The organism is Pseudomonas sp. HMSC057H01 (assembly GCF_001836405.1).
Classification (GTDB): Bacteria; Pseudomonadota; Gammaproteobacteria; order Pseudomonadales; family Pseudomonadaceae; genus Pseudomonas; species Pseudomonas aeruginosa.
Map to the genome: position 1 here is coordinate 98,595 of NZ_KV828496.1, position 16,013 is coordinate 114,607.

At 67.9% G+C, this 16,013-nt stretch carries 15 protein-coding genes and 1 pseudogene; 12 read left to right on the forward strand and 4 right to left on the reverse strand.

The window, feature by feature from the left end; translation table 11 throughout:
* The first annotated feature begins 69 nt into the window (after positions 1-69).
* From HMPREF2581_RS19570 to HMPREF2581_RS19580, 3 genes are all read left to right on the forward strand, one after another.
* On the forward strand, positions 70-657 hold the full coding sequence (locus tag HMPREF2581_RS19570) for a biliverdin-producing heme oxygenase (RefSeq protein ID WP_003132314.1): 588 nt from the start codon (positions 70-72) through the stop codon (positions 655-657).
* A 27-nt stretch (positions 658-684) separates the two neighbouring features.
* Complete coding sequence (gene bphP, locus HMPREF2581_RS19575) at positions 685-2,871, forward strand: bacteriophytochrome BphP (protein ID WP_003137565.1); 2,187 nt, start codon at positions 685-687, stop codon at positions 2,869-2,871.
* A 77-nt stretch (positions 2,872-2,948) separates the two neighbouring features.
* Positions 2,949-3,518, forward strand: a complete 570-nt coding sequence (locus HMPREF2581_RS19580) for a COG3904 family protein (protein WP_003093439.1) — start codon at positions 2,949-2,951, stop codon at positions 3,516-3,518.
* A gap of 123 nt (positions 3,519-3,641) precedes the next feature.
* Here HMPREF2581_RS19580 and HMPREF2581_RS19585 read toward each other — a convergent pair whose 3' ends face one another.
* The gene (locus tag HMPREF2581_RS19585; protein ID WP_003137562.1) at positions 3,642-4,445 is read right to left on the reverse strand and encodes an APH(3')-II family aminoglycoside O-phosphotransferase; all 804 of its coding nucleotides are present in this window, start codon (positions 4,443-4,445) and stop codon (positions 3,642-3,644) included.
* Positions 4,446-4,496: 51 nt separating this feature from the next.
* On the reverse strand, positions 4,497-5,408 hold the full coding sequence (gene hpaA / locus HMPREF2581_RS19590) for a 4-hydroxyphenylacetate catabolism regulatory protein HpaA (RefSeq protein ID WP_003093443.1): 912 nt from the start codon (positions 5,406-5,408) through the stop codon (positions 4,497-4,499).
* Positions 5,409-5,627: 219 nt separating this feature from the next.
* On the opposite strand from hpaA, the gene HMPREF2581_RS19595 reads away from it, so the two are divergent.
* From HMPREF2581_RS19595 to hpaI, 8 genes are all read left to right on the forward strand, one after another.
* Positions 5,628-6,287 carry a fumarylacetoacetate hydrolase family protein gene (locus tag HMPREF2581_RS19595; RefSeq protein WP_003110133.1) on the forward strand — a complete coding sequence of 220 codons (660 nt, stop codon included), beginning with the start codon at positions 5,628-5,630 and terminating at the stop codon, positions 6,285-6,287.
* Between the two features lie 10 nt (positions 6,288-6,297).
* Positions 6,298-7,077: a fumarylacetoacetate hydrolase family protein gene (locus HMPREF2581_RS19600; RefSeq protein WP_003137560.1), complete on the forward strand. Its 780-nt coding sequence runs from the start codon at positions 6,298-6,300 to the stop codon at positions 7,075-7,077.
* Entirely contained in the window at positions 7,074-8,534 is a 1,461-nt protein-coding gene (gene hpaE / locus HMPREF2581_RS19605) for a 5-carboxymethyl-2-hydroxymuconate semialdehyde dehydrogenase (RefSeq protein WP_003093448.1), read from the forward strand. Before HMPREF2581_RS19600 ends, hpaE begins: the two co-directional genes overlap by 4 nt.
* 131 nt (positions 8,535-8,665) lie before the next feature.
* Complete coding sequence (gene hpaD, locus HMPREF2581_RS19610) at positions 8,666-9,589, forward strand: 3,4-dihydroxyphenylacetate 2,3-dioxygenase (protein ID WP_003093449.1); 924 nt, start codon at positions 8,666-8,668, stop codon at positions 9,587-9,589.
* A gap of 10 nt (positions 9,590-9,599) precedes the next feature.
* Entirely contained in the window at positions 9,600-9,992 is a 393-nt protein-coding gene (locus HMPREF2581_RS19615; RefSeq protein ID WP_003093450.1) for a 5-carboxymethyl-2-hydroxymuconate Delta-isomerase, read from the forward strand.
* Between the two features lie 92 nt (positions 9,993-10,084).
* Positions 10,085-11,389, forward strand: coding sequence for an MFS transporter (locus HMPREF2581_RS19620; protein ID WP_003101263.1), 1,305 nt, complete (start codon positions 10,085-10,087; stop codon positions 11,387-11,389).
* Positions 11,390-11,406: 17 nt separating this feature from the next.
* Positions 11,407-12,210 carry a 2-oxo-hept-4-ene-1,7-dioate hydratase gene (gene hpaH / locus HMPREF2581_RS19625; protein WP_003101261.1) on the forward strand — a complete coding sequence of 268 codons (804 nt, stop codon included), beginning with the start codon at positions 11,407-11,409 and terminating at the stop codon, positions 12,208-12,210.
* Positions 12,211-12,222: 12 nt separating this feature from the next.
* Complete coding sequence (gene hpaI, locus HMPREF2581_RS19630) at positions 12,223-13,029, forward strand: 4-hydroxy-2-oxoheptanedioate aldolase (RefSeq protein WP_003137557.1); 807 nt, start codon at positions 12,223-12,225, stop codon at positions 13,027-13,029.
* An 81-nt stretch (positions 13,030-13,110) separates the two neighbouring features.
* Here hpaI and HMPREF2581_RS19635 read toward each other — a convergent pair whose 3' ends face one another.
* Both HMPREF2581_RS19635 and HMPREF2581_RS19640 read right to left on the reverse strand, forming a co-directional pair.
* Positions 13,111-13,599, reverse strand: a complete 489-nt coding sequence (locus HMPREF2581_RS19635; RefSeq protein ID WP_003137556.1) for a DUF934 domain-containing protein — start codon at positions 13,597-13,599, stop codon at positions 13,111-13,113.
* Positions 13,596-15,269: a nitrite/sulfite reductase gene (locus HMPREF2581_RS19640; protein ID WP_003137554.1), complete on the reverse strand. Its 1,674-nt coding sequence runs from the start codon at positions 15,267-15,269 to the stop codon at positions 13,596-13,598. The genes HMPREF2581_RS19635 and HMPREF2581_RS19640 overlap by 4 nt, the downstream gene beginning before the upstream one ends.
* A 105-nt stretch (positions 15,270-15,374) precedes the next feature.
* Here HMPREF2581_RS19640 and HMPREF2581_RS19645 point away from each other — a divergent pair.
* Positions 15,375-16,013, forward strand: a pseudogene (locus tag HMPREF2581_RS19645) (cytochrome c oxidase accessory protein CcoG); the annotation flags it as partial.

Here is a 16,013-nt window from a genome sequence, read left to right on the forward strand (position 1 = left end):
TTCCGAGCCGGGCGTACGGCTTCCTGCTACTCTTTTCCGTTCATGCCTCGAATCGCTGGCCCTGACCTCATGTCCCCATCTCCATCGCCAGCCCTCGCCGCACTCCGCGACGCCACCCGTGACCTGCACGCAGAACTGGACCGCCGTTCGCCGTTGGGCGACGACGATCTCGACGACCGCGCCTACCTCGACCATGCCGGACGCATCCTTGGCTGGCTGGAGCCTCTGGAGCGCGCGCTGCGCGACAACCGCAGCGGCTGGCCGGCGGCGCTGCGGGCCGACGCGCGGCTGGTCAAGAGCGCCTGGCTGGAAAGCGACCTGCTGGCCGGCGGCATGAGCCGCGCGCAGGTGGAGGCGCTACCGCGCTGCGCCGACCTGCCGAATGCGACACGGGCCGCGGAGGTCTTCGGGGTGGCCTACGTGATGGAAGGCGCGACGCTGGGCGGCGCGTATCTCTACAAACGACTAGCTCCACGCCTGCCCGGTCTGCCGCTACAGTGGTTGCGGGGCTACGGCCAGGCAACCGGGGTGCGCTGGCAGGAGTTTCTCGAACAGCTCGCCCGGCAGATCGACAGCCCCGAAGCCATCGGCCTTGCGCAGGATGCGGCACAGGCTACATTCCTTTCGTTTCGTCGATGGGTTCTCGACGAAGCCTGACTGCCTGGAGACCAGGCTGGACGATAGATGACGAGCATCACCCCGGTTACCCTGGCGAACTGCGAGGACGAACCCATCCACGTGCCTGGCGCGATCCAGCCGCACGGGGCGCTGATCGCCCTGCGCGCGGACGGCATGGTCCTCGCGGCAAGCGAGAACATCCAGGCGCTACTGGGTTTCGTCGCCTCGCCGGGTTCCTACCTGACGCCGGAGCAGGTGGGGCCGGAGGTCCTGCGCATGCTCGAAGAGGGACTGACCGGCAACGGCCCATGGTCGAACAGCGTCGAGACGCGGATCGGCGAACACCTGTTCGACGTGATCGGCCACAGCTACAAGGAAGTGTTCTACCTGGAGTTCGAGATCCGCACCGCGGACACGCTGTCGATCACCTCCTTCACCCTCAACGCCCAGCGCATCATCGCCCAGGTCCAGTTGCACAACGACACCGCCAGCCTGCTCAGCAACGTCACCGACGAACTGCGCCGGATGACCGGCTACGACCGGGTGATGGCCTACCGTTTCCGTCATGACGACTCCGGCGAGGTGGTCGCCGAGAGCCGTCGCGAAGACCTCGAAAGCTACCTGGGGCAACGCTACCCGGCCTCGGACATCCCGGCCCAGGCGCGTCGCCTGTACATCCAGAACCCGATCAGGCTGATCGCCGACGTGGCCTATACGCCGATGCGCGTGTTTCCCGCGCTGAACCCGGAGACCAACGAATCGTTCGATCTCAGCTACAGCGTGCTGCGCAGCGTTTCGCCGATCCACTGCGAATACCTGACCAACATGGGCGTGCGCGCCTCGATGAGCATCTCCATCGTGGTCGGCGGCAAGCTCTGGGGACTGTTCTCCTGCCATCACATGTCGCCCAAACTGATTCCCTACCCGGTGCGCATGTCGTTCCAGATCTTCTCCCAGGTCTGCAGCGCCATCGTCGAGCGCCTGGAGCAGGGGCGTATCGCCGAACTGCTGCGCGTGTCCACCGAGCGCAGGCTGGCCCTGGCTCGCCGCGCGCGGGACGCCGACGACCTGTTCGGCGCACTGGCCCACCCGGACGATGGCATCGCCGCACTGATTCCCTGCGACGGCGCCCTGGTCATGCTCGGCGGCCGCACCCTGAGCATCCGCGGCGACTTCGAGCGCCAGGCCGGGAATGTCCTGCAACGCCTGCAGCGCGACCCGGAACGGGACATCTACCACACCGACAACTGGCCGCAGCCCAGCGAGGACTCTCCGGACGGCGGCGACTGCTGCGGTGTGCTGGCGATCCGTTTCCACCGCCAGGAATCGGGCTGGATCTTCTGGTTCCGCCACGAGGAAGTGCACCGCATCCGCTGGGGCGGCAAGCCGGAAAAGCTGTTGACCATCGGCCCCTCCGGCCCGCGGCTGACCCCGCGCGGCTCGTTCGAGGCCTGGGAGGAAGTGGTCCGCGGCCACTCCACGCCCTGGAGCGAAACCGACCTGGCGATCGCCGAAAAGCTGCGCCTGGACCTGATGGAACTGTGCCTCAACCATGCGGCCGAGGTCGACCGCATGCGCCAGCGCCTGATCGCGGTGCTCGGCCACGACCTGCGCAACCCGTTGCAGTCGATCTCCATGGCGGCGGCCCTGCTGTCCTCCAGCGACACCCGCACCACCGAACTGCGCCAACACATTTCCGCGTCCAGCAGCCGCATGGAACGGCTGGTCAGCCAGATCCTCGATATGAGCCGCCTGCAATCGGGCATCGGCCTCACCGTGAACCCGGTCGACACCGACGTCTCGCAACTGGTGCAGCAGATCGTCTGCGAAACCGACGTCGCCTATCCCGGCCTGGTGATCGAGATCGCCATCGACCCGCAGGTTCGTGCCGTGGTCGACCCGGACCGCTACGCCCAGGTCGCCGCCAACCTGCTGAGCAACGCCCGTCATCACGGCCTGCCCGGCCGGCCGGTGCTGGTCACCCTGACCCGCCAGGGCGACGAGGTGTGCCTGAGCGTGCTCAACGAAACCAGCGGCCTCTCCGAAGCGCAGCTGGCCAACCTGTTCGAACCGTTCAAGCGCGAGTCGGCGGACAACCAGCGCAACCGCAACGGCCTCGGTATCGGCCTGTACATCTCCCAGGCCATCGCCCAGGCCCACCAGGGACGTATCGACGTGGACTGCCGCGACGACGTCATCACCTTCTGCCTGCGCCTGCCGGTGCGCCAGGCGGAGACCGGCTCCTCGTCCTGACGACGAGGACCGTGCACAATGCAACGCTTGCAGGTATCTTCGGCAGCCATCGCCGTCTGACAGGATCGCCCCGTTCCATGCCCCGCCTCCGCCTCCGGACCGTCCTCGCCTGCCTCGCCGTGTTCTGCGCGACTCCCGCACTGGCCAGGGTCGAAGTGCATTCGCTGCAACACAAGAGCATGGGGCGGGTGCTGACGGTCCGCGTCTCGGAGGAGATCGCGCCGGGCGACTACGAGACGCTGCTCAAGGGTTTGCGCAACAATCCGGGAACCTACTCGCGCAAGCTGCTCCTGCTGAACAGCATCGGCGGCAGCGTGCCGGAGGCGATCCGCATGGGCCGCCTGCTGCGCGAATCCGGCTTCGACGCGCTGGTGCCGTCGAGCAGCGTCTGCCAGGGCACCTGCGTCTACCTGCTGGCGGCCGGCAAGCGCAAGACCGTACGCGGCTACGTCGGCCTGCACCGTCCCTACTACGCCCACGGCGACTCGCTGCACTCGCGCTCGGCCAACGGCATGCGCTACGACTCCGCCGCCTACTTCCGCGAAATGGATATCCCCAGCACCTTGGTACAGGCCATGCAAAGCACCGATCCCAAACGGATGCGCGTGCTTTCGGCGAAGGAACTGGCGCAGTACCGGCTGAACTGAACCGGCGACTCCGCGGAACGAGCGAGGGCGCGCGGTGGCGTTGGCGATAGTGGCCGATGCCGTTGTACCTCGTTTTCGTGCAACGGCAGGCCGAATCCAGTCCGGACCCGAACCGGCCCTACTCTAGAAGAACTCGTCCAATAGCCTGAAGTACGCCAGCCGTTCGCCGTCGATATCGCCGCCGTATTCGACGAGGAAGGCCTCGGCCCAGGCCGCGCCGAGTTCGGCCTCGATGTCCCGCGCGGCCAGGGCCAGGTCCTGGTGCCGGTCGGCGACGCCGAGCCGCCCGCAATCGATGAAGCCGCTGAAGCGCCGCCCCTCCGCCAGCAGATTTGGCAGGCAGGCGTCGCCATGGGCGACCACCAGGTCTTCGACCGCCGGACGCCGGTCGAGCAGCAGGCGATACAGCTCCGTGGCGCTGCGACCGCGATGGTCGTCGTCGAAGTCCGCCTCGTCCACCAGCCCGGCCTCGACCCGCTGGCGCACGGTGTCCAGACGCCGTTCCAGGCGATGGTCGAAGGGACAGGCGGCCGGATCGAGATCGTGCAGCCGGCGCAGGGCGGCGGCCACCAGGCGCACCAGGCGCTCGGGCTCCAGCTCGCCGCGCTGCGCCAGCGCGGACAGCGTGTCCCCCGGCACTGCGCTCATCAGCAGCCATTGCCGGCCGTCGCTCTGGGTTTCGTTCAGCACCTGCGGGCAATCGATGCCGGCACCGTGCAGCCAGCGCAGGCGGGCGATTTCGGCGGGCAGCTCGGCATGTGCGGACAGCACTTCCTGCTTGACGAACAGGGTCGGCCGCCGCTCAGCCTCCAGGCGGTGGACCGTGGCCGCGGAACATCCTTCGCCCTGCCCTCGCCAGCGGTAGCCGGCAAGGTAGTCGGCCCAGGTTGAGGGAGCCTGCGGCATGGAGGTGGCTGCATCATGCATGGAGAAACGCTTCCTGTTCGAGTGGGAGCGCGAGTATACCCGCCCACCCGCTCAGCGACGGGACTCCCCGTCGGCCTGTCGCTGGCGGTAAGCGCTGGGGGTAAGCCCCGCGTAACGCACGAAGAAACGACTGAAGTAGGCCGGGTCCTTGAAGCCGAGCTGGTAGCAGATCTCGTTCACCGAGCCGCCGGTGAACAGCAGCAGGCGCTTGGACTCCTGCATAAGCCGTTCGTACACCAGGCGCTTCGACGGCAGGTCGGCGATGCGCCGGCAGACGTCGTTGAGGCGCGCCTCGGTGACGCCGATGCGGCTGGCGTAGAGCGACAGCGGCCAGTGCTCGGCATAGCGCTCCTCGATCAGCGCGTTGAAGCGCTGGAAGATCTGCAGGTCTTCGTGGCGCATCGGCCGCGCAGCCACCGAATTGGCCGAGAGACGCAGCAGGCTGATCATGACCAGGCGGGTCAGCGCCAGCAGCGTCTGCTGGCGGCCGGGACGGCTGGCCATCGACTCGCTGCGCAACTGCTCGAAGAGCAGCGCCAGGCGCGCCGCCTCCTCGGCCGCGCCGCCCTCCAGGTTGCCCAGCGCCACGCAGGCCGGCGCCACCTGCGGGCCGGGCGCCAGGCCCGGCTCGGCCTCGGTGAGGCTCCACACCAGTTGCTGGCGCACGGTCAGCACATGGCCATCGGCGTCCGCCTCGGTGACGAAGGCGTGCGGCACGGTCGGCGGGGTGAGGAAGAACATCGGCCCCGACTCCAGGTACTGGCGCTCGTCGAGATAGACCCGCACCGCGCCGTTCTTCACGTAGTGCACCTGGAAGAAACGGTCGTGCCGGTGCGCCGGCATGTTACGGCCGAAGAATCCGGCCAGGTTGCCCAGCGCATCGTAGTGCACCTCGGCGTCGGCATAGCGCTGGTCGTAGACCTGCCCAATGTTGATGTTGGGGATCGGCTGGCGCTCTGGCATGGCGATCTTCTCTTTGTTGTTCTTCCCGGCTGCGCACGCAAGCCGTCGCGGGCATCCGTATACCGCAGACGGCGCCTCTTGCCACCTCCCCGGGACGAATGGCGCAGCAACCGGGGTTGACGATCATTAACATGTTAAATATAACGTTAACACATTAACGAGTTTTCGCCAGGACGGCCCCCTCGCCGTTCGCTTATCGCGCCAGGAGACACCACCACAATGAGCCGCGCACTGAATGACGTCGCCGCCGGCACCCTGTTCGGCGTCGCGCTGAACTACAAGGGCCTGCTCGACAGCCGCCTGCCGGAGTTCCAGCAGCCGCCCTACCAGAAGCCGCCGGTGAAGCCGGTGTTGTTCATCAAGACACCGAATACCCGCAACGAGCACGACGCCCCGGTGCTCTTCCCGCGCGGCGTCGAGCGCCTGCAACCGGGCCCGGCGCTGGGCGTGGTGATCGCTCGCGACGCCAGCCGGGTGAAGGAGGAAGAGGCCATGGCGCATGTCGCCGGCTACGTGATCGTCAACGAGTTCAGCCTGCCGGAAGACAGCTACTACCGCCCGGCGGTGAAAGCCAAGTGCCGCGACGGCTTCTGCCCGTTCGGTCCGCAACTGGTGCCGACGCAGGAGATCGCCGATCCCCATGCGCTGGAGCTGAAGCTGTACGTCAACGGCGAACTGCGCCAGCGCAACAACACCGCCAACCTGGTGCGCGACATCCCGCGGCTGATCGCCGAGATCAGCGAGTTCATGACCCTGCACGCCGGCGACGTGCTGATCACCGGCACCCCCGAAGGGCGCGTCGACGTGCATCCCGGCGACCGCGTCGAGGTCGAGATCGACGGCCTCGGCCGCCTCGCCAACAGCATCGTCGCGGAATGAGGAACCGACCATGAAACACGCACGCATCCGCTACCAGGGCCGGGTTCACCAGGTCACCGTGGAAGACGCCAACGCCGTCCGCCTGGCCGAAGGCACCCTGCTCGCCGAGGACCGGGTGGAGTGGCTGCCGCCGGCCACCGGGAGCATGTTCGCCCTCGGCCTGAACTACGCCGACCATGCCGCCGAACTGTCGTTCAAGGCGCCCAGCGAACCGCTGGCGTTCATCAAGTCGCCGGGCACCTACACCGGCCACCGCCAGGTCAGCTGGCGTCCGGACAACGTCGACTACATGCACTACGAGTGCGAACTGGTGGCAGTGATCGGCAAGCCGGCGCGCAACGTCCGCCGCGAGGACGCCCTCGGCTACCTGGCCGGCTACACGGTGTGCAACGACTACGCGATCCGCGACTACCTGGAGAACTACTACCGGCCCAACCTGCGGGTGAAGAACCGCGACGCCACCACCCCGGTGGGGCCGTGGATCGTCGACGCGGCCGAGGTTCCCGAGCCGAACCGGCTGACCCTGCGCACCTGGGTCAACGGCGAGCTGCGCCAGGAAGGCAGCACCGCGGACATGATCTTCGACATTCCCTACCTGATCGAATACTTCTCCAGCTTCATGACCCTGCAGCCGGGCGACATGATCGCCACCGGCACCCCGGAAGGCCTGTCCGACGTGGTCCCCGGCGACGAAGTGGTGGTGGAGGTGGAAGGCGTCGGTCGCCTGGTCAACCGAATCGTCAGCGAGGCCGAATTCTTCCGCGCCCGCGCACAGGAGCACGCAGAATGATCAAACACTGGATCAATGGCCGCGAGGTCGAAAGCAAGGACGTCTTCGAGAACTACAACCCGGCCACCGGCGAGCTGATCGGCGAGGTCGCCAGCGGCGGCGCGGCGGAAATCGACGCGGCGGTGGCGGCGGCCCGGGAAGCCTTCCCGAAATGGGCCAATACCCCGGCCAAGGAGCGCGCGCGCCTGATGCGCCGGCTCGGCGAGCTGATCGACCGGAACGTGCCGCACCTGGCGGAACTGGAGACCCTCGACACCGGCCTGCCGATCCACCAGACGAAGAATGTGCTGATCCCGCGCGCCTCGCACAACTTCGAGTTCTTCGCCGAAGTCTGCACGCGGATGAACGGGCACAGCTATCCGGTCGACGACCAGATGCTCAACTACACCCTGTACCAGCCGGTGGGCGTCTGTGGCCTGGTCTCGCCGTGGAACGTACCGTTCATGACCGCCACCTGGAAGACCGCGCCGTGCCTGGCGCTGGGCAACACGGCGGTGCTGAAGATGTCCGAGCTGTCGCCGCTGACCGCCAACGAGCTGGGCCGCCTGGTGCACGAGGCGGGCATTCCGCCGGGGGTGTTCAACGTGGTCCAGGGCTACGGCGCCAGCGCCGGCGACGCGCTGGTTCGCCACCGCGACGTGCGCGCGGTGTCCTTCACCGGCGGCACCGCCACCGGGCGACGAATCATGGAGGCGGCCGGCATCAAGAAATACTCGATGGAGCTGGGCGGCAAGTCGCCGGTGCTGGTCTTCGAGGACGCCGACCTCGAGCGGGCGCTGGACGCCGCGCTGTTCACCATCTTCTCGCTGAACGGCGAGCGCTGCACCGCCGGCAGTCGCATCTTCGTCCAGGAAAGCGTCTACCCGCAGTTCGTCGCCGAGTTCGCCGCGCGCGCCAGGCGCCTGATCGTCGGCGATCCGCAGGACCCGAAGACCCAGGTCGGCTCGATGATCACCCAGGCCCACTACGACAAGGTCACCGGCTACATCCGCATCGGCCTCGAGGAAGGCGCCACCCTGGTGGCCGGCGGCCTGGAGCGTCCGACCGGCCTGCCGGCGCACCTGAGCAAGGGGCAGTTCATCCAGCCCACGGTGTTCGCCGACGTGGACAACCGCATGCGCATCGCCCAGGAGGAGATCTTCGGCCCGGTGGTCTGCCTAATCCCGTTCAAGGACGAAGCCGAGGCGCTGCGCCTGGCCAACGACGTGGAATACGGCCTGGCCTCCTACATCTGGACCCAGGACATCGGCAAGGCCCATCGCCTGGCACGCGGCATCGAGGCCGGGATGGTCTTCATCAACAGCCAGAACGTGCGCGACCTGCGCCAGCCGTTCGGCGGGGTGAAGGCCTCGGGCACCGGACGCGAAGGCGGGGAATACAGCTTCGAGGTATTCGCCGAGATCAAGAACGTGTGTATATCCATGGGCAGCCATCACATCCCCCGCTGGGGCGTGTAGGGCGCGCTCGTGCAGAGCGGCCGCCCGAGGCCGCCAGCAGCGCCGGCGTGCAGACACAATCAGAAGAATCCGGGCGAGCCGCCAGCGGCCGCGCCCGCTGCCAGGCCCAACGGGCCACCAGGAGAATCGTCATGGGCAAAGTCGCTCTGGCTGCCAAGATCACCCACGTACCCTCGCTGTACCTGTCCGAGCTGCCCGGCCCGCGCCACGGCTGCCGCCAGCCGGCGATCGACGGGCACCGCGAGATCGGCCGGCGCTGCCGCGAACTGGGGGTCGACACCATCGTGGTGTTCGACACCCACTGGCTGGTCAACGCCGGCTACCACATCAACTGCGCGCCGCACTTCGAGGGGCTCTACACCAGCAACGAGCTGCCGCACTTCATCGCCAACATGGAGTACGGCTTCCCCGGCAACCCGGAGCTGGGCCGCATCCTCGCCGAAGGCTGCAACGCGCTCGGCGTGGAGACCCTGGCCCACGACGCCACTACCCTCGGCCCGGAGTACGGCACCCTGGTACCGATGCGCTACATGAACCAGGACCGCCACTTCAAGGTGGTCTCGGTCTCCGCCCTGTGCACCGTGCATTACCTGAACGACAGCGCGCGCCTGGGCTGGGCCATGCGCAAGGCGGTGGAAGAGCACTACGACGGCACGGTGGCGTTCCTCGCCAGCGGCTCACTGTCCCACCGCTTCGCCCAGAACGGCCAGGCGCCGGACTTCTCCGACCGCATCTGGAGCCCGTTCCTCGAGGTCCTCGACCATGAAGTCGTGCAGATGTGGCAGGAAGGCCGCTGGGCGGAATTCTGCGGGATGCTCCCGGAGTACGCCTCCAAGGGCCATGGCGAAGGCTTCATGCACGACACCGCGATGCTCCTCGGCGCCCTCGGCTGGTCGGCCTACGACGGCAAGGCGGAGGTGGTGACGCCCTACTTCGGCTCCTCCGGCACCGGGCAGATCAACGCGGTATTCCCGGTCACCGCCCAGGACGGCTCGGCGATTCCCGCCGCCCAAGCCGGCAACCCGGCCGGCGCCAGTTGCGCCAGCCGCCTCTGAGGACGCCACCATGCCGCACTTCATCGCCGAATACACCGACAACATCGAAGCCGAAGCCGACCTGCCCGGCCTGTTCGAGAAGGTCCACGCCTGCCTTGGCGCCAGCGGCGTGTTCCCACTCGGCGGCATCCGCAGCCGCGGCGTGCGCCTGGACACCTGGCGCATGGCCGACGGCAAGCACGACTACGCCTTCGTCCACATGACCCTGAAAGTCGGCGCCGGTCGCGACCTGGAGACTCGCCGGCAAGTCGCCGAGGCACTTTTCGAGGTGATCACCGCGCACTTCGCCGAGCTCCAGGCGCGACGCCTGCTGGCGCTGTCCTTCGAACTCACCGAACTGGACGCGGAGCTGAACTACAAGCGCAACAACGTGCATGAATTCCTGAACAACCCGGCGGACTGACCGGCCCGCCATAACGCTGCACTCACCCAGCTCGCCTCCCGGCCACCGACAGGTCGCCGGGACGTCCGGGCGCTCACAAAAAGTACAAGATCATGAGCACAGCCAGCACCCTGAACAGCACCACCCTGCCTCTCAGCGACAGCACCCACGACCGCGTCACCTGGCGGCTGATGCCGCTGCTGCTGGTGTGCTACGTCTTCGCCCATCTGGACCGCATCAACATCGGTTTCGCCAAATTGCAGATGAGCGCCGACCTGCACTTCAGCGACACCGTCTACGGTCTCGGCGCCGGGCTATTCTTCATCGCCTATGCGCTGTTCGGCCTGCCCAGCAACCTGATGCTGGAACGGATCGGCCCGCGCCGCTGGATCGCCTGCCTGATGCTGGTCTGGGGCTGTCTCTCCACCGCCATGCTGCTGGTGGAGACCGCACGCGGCTTCTACCTGCTGCGCTTTCTTCTGGGGGTCGCCGAGGCCGGCTTCTTCCCCGGTATCCTGGTCTACCTGAACCGTTGGTTCCCGGCGCGCCGACGCGGGCAGATCACCGCCCTGTTCGCCATCGCCGTGCCCATGGCCGGGGTGATCGGCGGACCGCTTTCGGGCTGGATCCTAGAAGGCTTCCATGACGCCCTCGGACTGCGCGGCTGGCAGTGGATGTTCCTGATCGAAGGCCTGCCGGTTGTGTTGCTCGGCGTGGTGGTCTGGTGCTCGCTGCCGGAAAGCTTCGAACGGGTGACGTGGCTCAGCGACGAACAGAAGCACCTGCTGCGCGAGGAACTGGCCGGCGAGGAGCAGCGCAAGACCATCACCTCCTTCTCCGGCATCTTCAGCAATCCGCAGGTGTGGCTGCTGGTGGCGATCTATTTCGCGGTGATGCTGGCGGTGAACACCATCGCGTTCTGGATGCCGAGCCTGATCCACGGCGCCGGCATCGCCCAGGACAGCCGCATCGGCATGCTCAGCGCGGTGCCCTATCTCGCCGGCTGCGCCTTCATGATCTTCATCGGCCGTTCCTCCGACCGCCTGCGCGAGCGCCGCTGGCACCTGGGCATTCCGTTGCTGATGGCCGCCGCCGGGCTCAGCCTGGCGGCCCTGGCGCCGACCAGCGCCTGGCTGGTGATGGGCGGCCTGGTGATCGCCGGGATGGGCGCCAGCGCCGCCCTGCCGATGTTCTGGCAATTGCCGCCGGCCTTCCTTTCCAGCGCCACCCTGGCCGCCGGAATCGCCCTGATCAGTTCCTTCGGCAGCATCGCCGCCTTCCTCGCGCCCTACCTGATCGGCTGGATGCGCGACACCACCCAGAGCGCCAGCCTGGCCCTGTACCTGCTGGCCATCCTCATCGCCCTCGGCGCCGGCCTGGTCCTGCGGACCCCCGCCGCCGTGGTCAACCCACGCTGAACCGAGAGACCCCGACCATGCTCGATCCCCGCCTGATCCAGGAAGCCGCCAACCGCCTCGACGCCGCCGAACGCTCGCGCCAGCAGGTAAGGCAGTTCTCCCTCGACTACCCGGACATCGCCATCGAGGACGCCTACGCCATCCAGCGCGCCTGGGTCGAGCGCAAGATCGCCGACGGGCGCGTACTCAAGGGCCACAAGATCGGCCTGACCTCGCGCGCCATGCAGGTCTCGTCGAACATCAGCGAGCCGGACTACGGCGCCTTGCTCGACGACATGTTCTTCGAGGAAGGCAGCGACATCCCCTTCCAGCGCTTCATCGTGCCGCGGGTCGAGGTGGAGCTGGCGTTCATCCTCGGCAAGCCGCTGAAGGGACCGGGCTGCACCCTGTTCGACGTGCTCGAGGCCACCGAGTGGGTGATCCCGGCGCTGGAAATCATCGATGCGCGCATCCAGCAGGTCGACCCGCAAACGAAAGTCACGCGCAAGGTCTTCGACACCATCTCCGACAACGCCGCCAACGCCGGCGTGGTGATGGGCGGCCGGGCCGTGCGGCCAGGCGATATCGACCTGCGGCGGGTACCGGCGATCCTCTACCGCAATGGCGTGATCGAGGAGTCTGGCGTCTCCGCCGCGGTGCTCAACCACCCGGCCAAGGGCGTCGCCTGGCTGGCCAACAAGCTGGCGCCCTACGGCGTCTGCCTGGAGGCCGGCCAGGTGATCCTCGGCGGCTCCTTCACCCGCCCGGTGGCGGCCGCGCCGGGGGACACCTTCCACGTCGACTACGATCTGCTCGGCAGTATCTCCTGCCGTTTCGTCTGAGGAGGCATTTCCATGGACCTGCCCGTCAATCGCTTCAAGCAACGCCTGCGCAGCGGCGAGGCGCAGATCGGCCTGTGGCTCGGCCTGGCCGATCCCTACTGCGCGGAGCTGGCCGCCAACGCCGGCTTCGACTGGCTGCTGCTGGACGGCGAGCACGCGCCCAACGACCTGCGCAGCCTGCTCGGCCAGTTGCAGGCGCTGGCGCCCTACCCCGGCCAGCCGGTGATTCGCCCGGTGCAGGGCGACACCGCGCTGATCAAGCAATTGCTCGACATCGGCGCACAGACCCTGCTGGTACCGATGGTCGACAGCGCCGCCCAGGCCGAAGGCCTGGTGCGCGCCGTGCGCTATCCGCCGGCGGGCGTGCGCGGGGTCGGCAGTGCGCTGGCCCGGGCTTCGCGCTGGAACAGCGTGGCGGAATACCTGGACCACGCCGACGAGCAGATGTGCCTGCTGGTCCAGGTGGAAAACCTGGAGGGCCTGGCCAACCTCGACGCGATCGCCGCTGTCGAGGGTGTCGACGGCGTGTTCATCGGTCCGGCCGACCTCAGCGCAGCCATGGGCCATCGCGGCAATCCCGGCCATCCCGAGGTGCAGGCGGCCATCGAGGACGCCATCCGCCGCATCCGCGCGGCCGGCAAGGCCGCCGGCATCCTCTCCGCCGACGAGGCGCTGGCGCGGCGCTACCTGGAGCTGGGCTGCGCGTTCGTCGCGGTGGGCGTGGACACCAGCCTGCTGATGCGTTCGCTGCGCGAGCTGGCGGGGCGCTTCAAGGGCGGCGCGCCGGCGCCGTCCGTCAGTTCCTCGGTCTACGGCTGAGGGGCGCGCCTCGCTCCCGCTGCGGGAGAGGGGCCAGGTCGGCGTTGCGGCAGGTATCGGCGTCGGTCCGGGGGCGTATGCCTAGCGTCGGCGGAACAACGGTCGCGGCTCAATCGCCGAGCGTCCGTAGAGCACGCTCAAACCCGCCAGCCCCTTGAGCGCGTCCACGACGTTCTTGTCCTCGCGCACCGCGAAGGCATCGAAGCCGCACTGGCGCATATGGCTGAGCTGGTCGCGCAACACGTCGCCCACTGCGCGCAACTCGCCGCTCCAGCCCAGGCGCACGCGCAGCAGGTAGGCCAGGCTGTAGCCACGACCGTCGCGGAAGCTGGGGAAGTCGACGGCGATCAGCGGCAGCTCGGCGAAGTGCGGCAGCAAGGCCTCCACCTCATCGTCCGGCGCCAGCCAGGGCGCGGCGGCCCCGGCCTCGCCGCGGTGCTCCAGCCAGGCCGCCAGAGGCAGCAGCAACGGCCCCGGCGGCAACGCGTCGGGCAACTCGCGCAGGAGTTGCCAGGGATCGTCGCGGCAGACCTCGGCGACGCCATCGCGCAAACGGATCAGGTTGTTCATGCCGGTTCCTCCATCCTGGCGTAGACCCGGGCCTTGAACGGCTCCAGGCCGACCCGGTTGAAGGTGTCGATGAAACGTTCCGGGCCGACCCGCAGGTCGGTGAAGGTTTCGACGATCCGTTCGATCACCGCCGGCACCTCGGCGGCGCTGAACGATGGCCCGATCACCTTGCCCAGCGCGCTGTCCTTGCCCTGGGCGCCGCCGAGGGTGACCTGGTACCACTCGCTGCCGTTCTTGTCGACGCCGAGGATGCCGATGTTGCCGATGTGGTGGTGGCCGCAGGCGTTCATGCAGCCGGAGATGTTCAGGCTCAGCTCGCCGATGTCGTGCAGGTGGTCGAGGTCCTCGAAGCGCTGCTGGATGCCCTGGGCGATGGGGATCGACTTGGCGTTGGCCAGCGCGCAGTAGTCGCCGCCGGGACAGGCGATGATGTCGCTGAGCAGGCCCTGGTTAGGCGTGCCGAGGCCGGCTGCGCAGGCCTCGCGCCACAGCGCGTGGAGGTTCTCCAGGCGCACGTCGGGGAGCACCAGGTTCTGTTCGTGGGCCACGCGGATCTCGCCGAAACCGTAGCGCTCGGCCCAGTCGGCGACGCGTTCCATCTGCTCCGCGGTGACGTCGCCCGGCGGCGCGCTGGCGCCGGGCTTGGTCGACAGCACCACCGAGGCGTAGCCCGGCACCTTGTGCGCCTGGACGTTGCGCGAGGCCCAGCGGGCGAAGGCCGGATCGACCGCACGGGCGCTGCCGTAGGCCAGCTCGCCGCCGGCCGGCGGCAGGTAGCGCGGCAATACGAAGCGCTCGGCGACCCGCTGGCACTCCTCGGCAGTCAGTTGTGCCGGGCCGTCGCGCAGGTGCTGCCACTCTTCCTCCACCTCGCGGGCGAAAGCCTCGATGCCCAGCGCCTTGACCAGGATCTTGATCCGCGCCTTGTACTTGTTGTCGCGCCGGCCGTAGCGGTTGTAGACCCGCAGGATCGCCTCGACGTAGGACAACAGGTGCTGCCAGGGCAGGTCGTCGCGGATCACCTGGCCGAGCATCGGCGTGCGTCCCAGGCCGCCGCCGACCAGGACCCGCAGGCGCAACTCGCCGGCGTCGGGGTGGCGGTAAAGGTACAGGCCGATGTCGTGCATCTGCACCGCGGCGCGGTCTTCCACCGCCGAACTGAGGGCGATCTTGAACTTGCGCGGGAGGAACAGGAACTCCGGGTTCACCGTCGACCACTGGCGCAGGATCTCGGCCAGCGGCCGGGGGTCGGTCCATTCGTCCGCGGCGACCCCGGCGAAGGCTTCGGTGGTGATGTTGCGCACGCAGTTGCCGGAGGTCTGGATCGCATGCATCTGCGCGCCGGCGAGGTGTTCGAGGATATCGCCGACCTGCTCCAGTTCGATCCAGTTGAACTGGATGTTCTGCCGCGTGGTGAAGTGCCCGTAGCCGCGGTCGTAGTGCCGGGCGACGTGCGCCAAGGCGCGCAGTTGCGGCGACGAGAGGGTGCCGTAGGGAATCGCCACGCGCAGCATGTAGGCGTGCTTCTGCAGGTACAGGCCGTTCTGCAGGCGCAGCGGGAGGAACTCCTCCTCGCTCAGTTCGCCGTCGAGGCGGCGGGCGATCTGGTCGCGGAACTGCGCCACCCGCTCGCTCACCAGCGCCTGGTCGTATTCGTCGTACTGGTACATCGCAAAGCCCTCATCGACAGGGTTTCTCCACCGATGACGGGCAGGGTGCGTGGCGAAGAAACCGGGGACCGGCTGCGCCCCTGTTTCTGGCGACAGGATGGGCCGGTGTTCACTGGCACCCACTATCGCCCGCGTACAGACAGCGAAACAGCGGCAGATTCCGCCGAAAAAAACACATCAGATGGCCGACGGCGGCGAATTCGTGCCGCCTGCGACCGGTTGCCACGGGGCGCATATCTGTACTGCCCGAGGTCACCCGGCAACCCGCGGCAATGCTGGGCCGCTGCTTTCCGGAGGCATCTGATACGGTTTTTCCCGCTCGATCTGCCGCTGTTTCGCCCATCAGCCGGTTCCTATAGTCGCAACCGCCTCTCCAGCCTGATGGGCCTACGAAAAATGAGCGAAAGAATTCCCGCGATCCAGGTCGAGCCCGCCGCACCGGCCGCTCCGTCGAAACAGCCGCCCGCGCCCGGCAAGCTGCCGTCGGCGGTGAACGGCCCGATCTACACCCGCAGCTTCACCGGTCTGTTCCGCAACTTCCGCCGCCTCGGCGGCGGCCTGCTGTTCCTGCTGTTCTTCGGCACCCTGTGGCTGAACTGGAACGGCCGCCAGGCGGTGCTCTGGGACCTGCCCGAACGCAAGTTCTACATTTTCGGCGCGACCTTCTGGCCGCAGGACTTCATCCTGCTCTCGGCGCTGCTGATCATCGCCGCCTTCGGCCTGTTCTTCATCACCGTGTTCGCC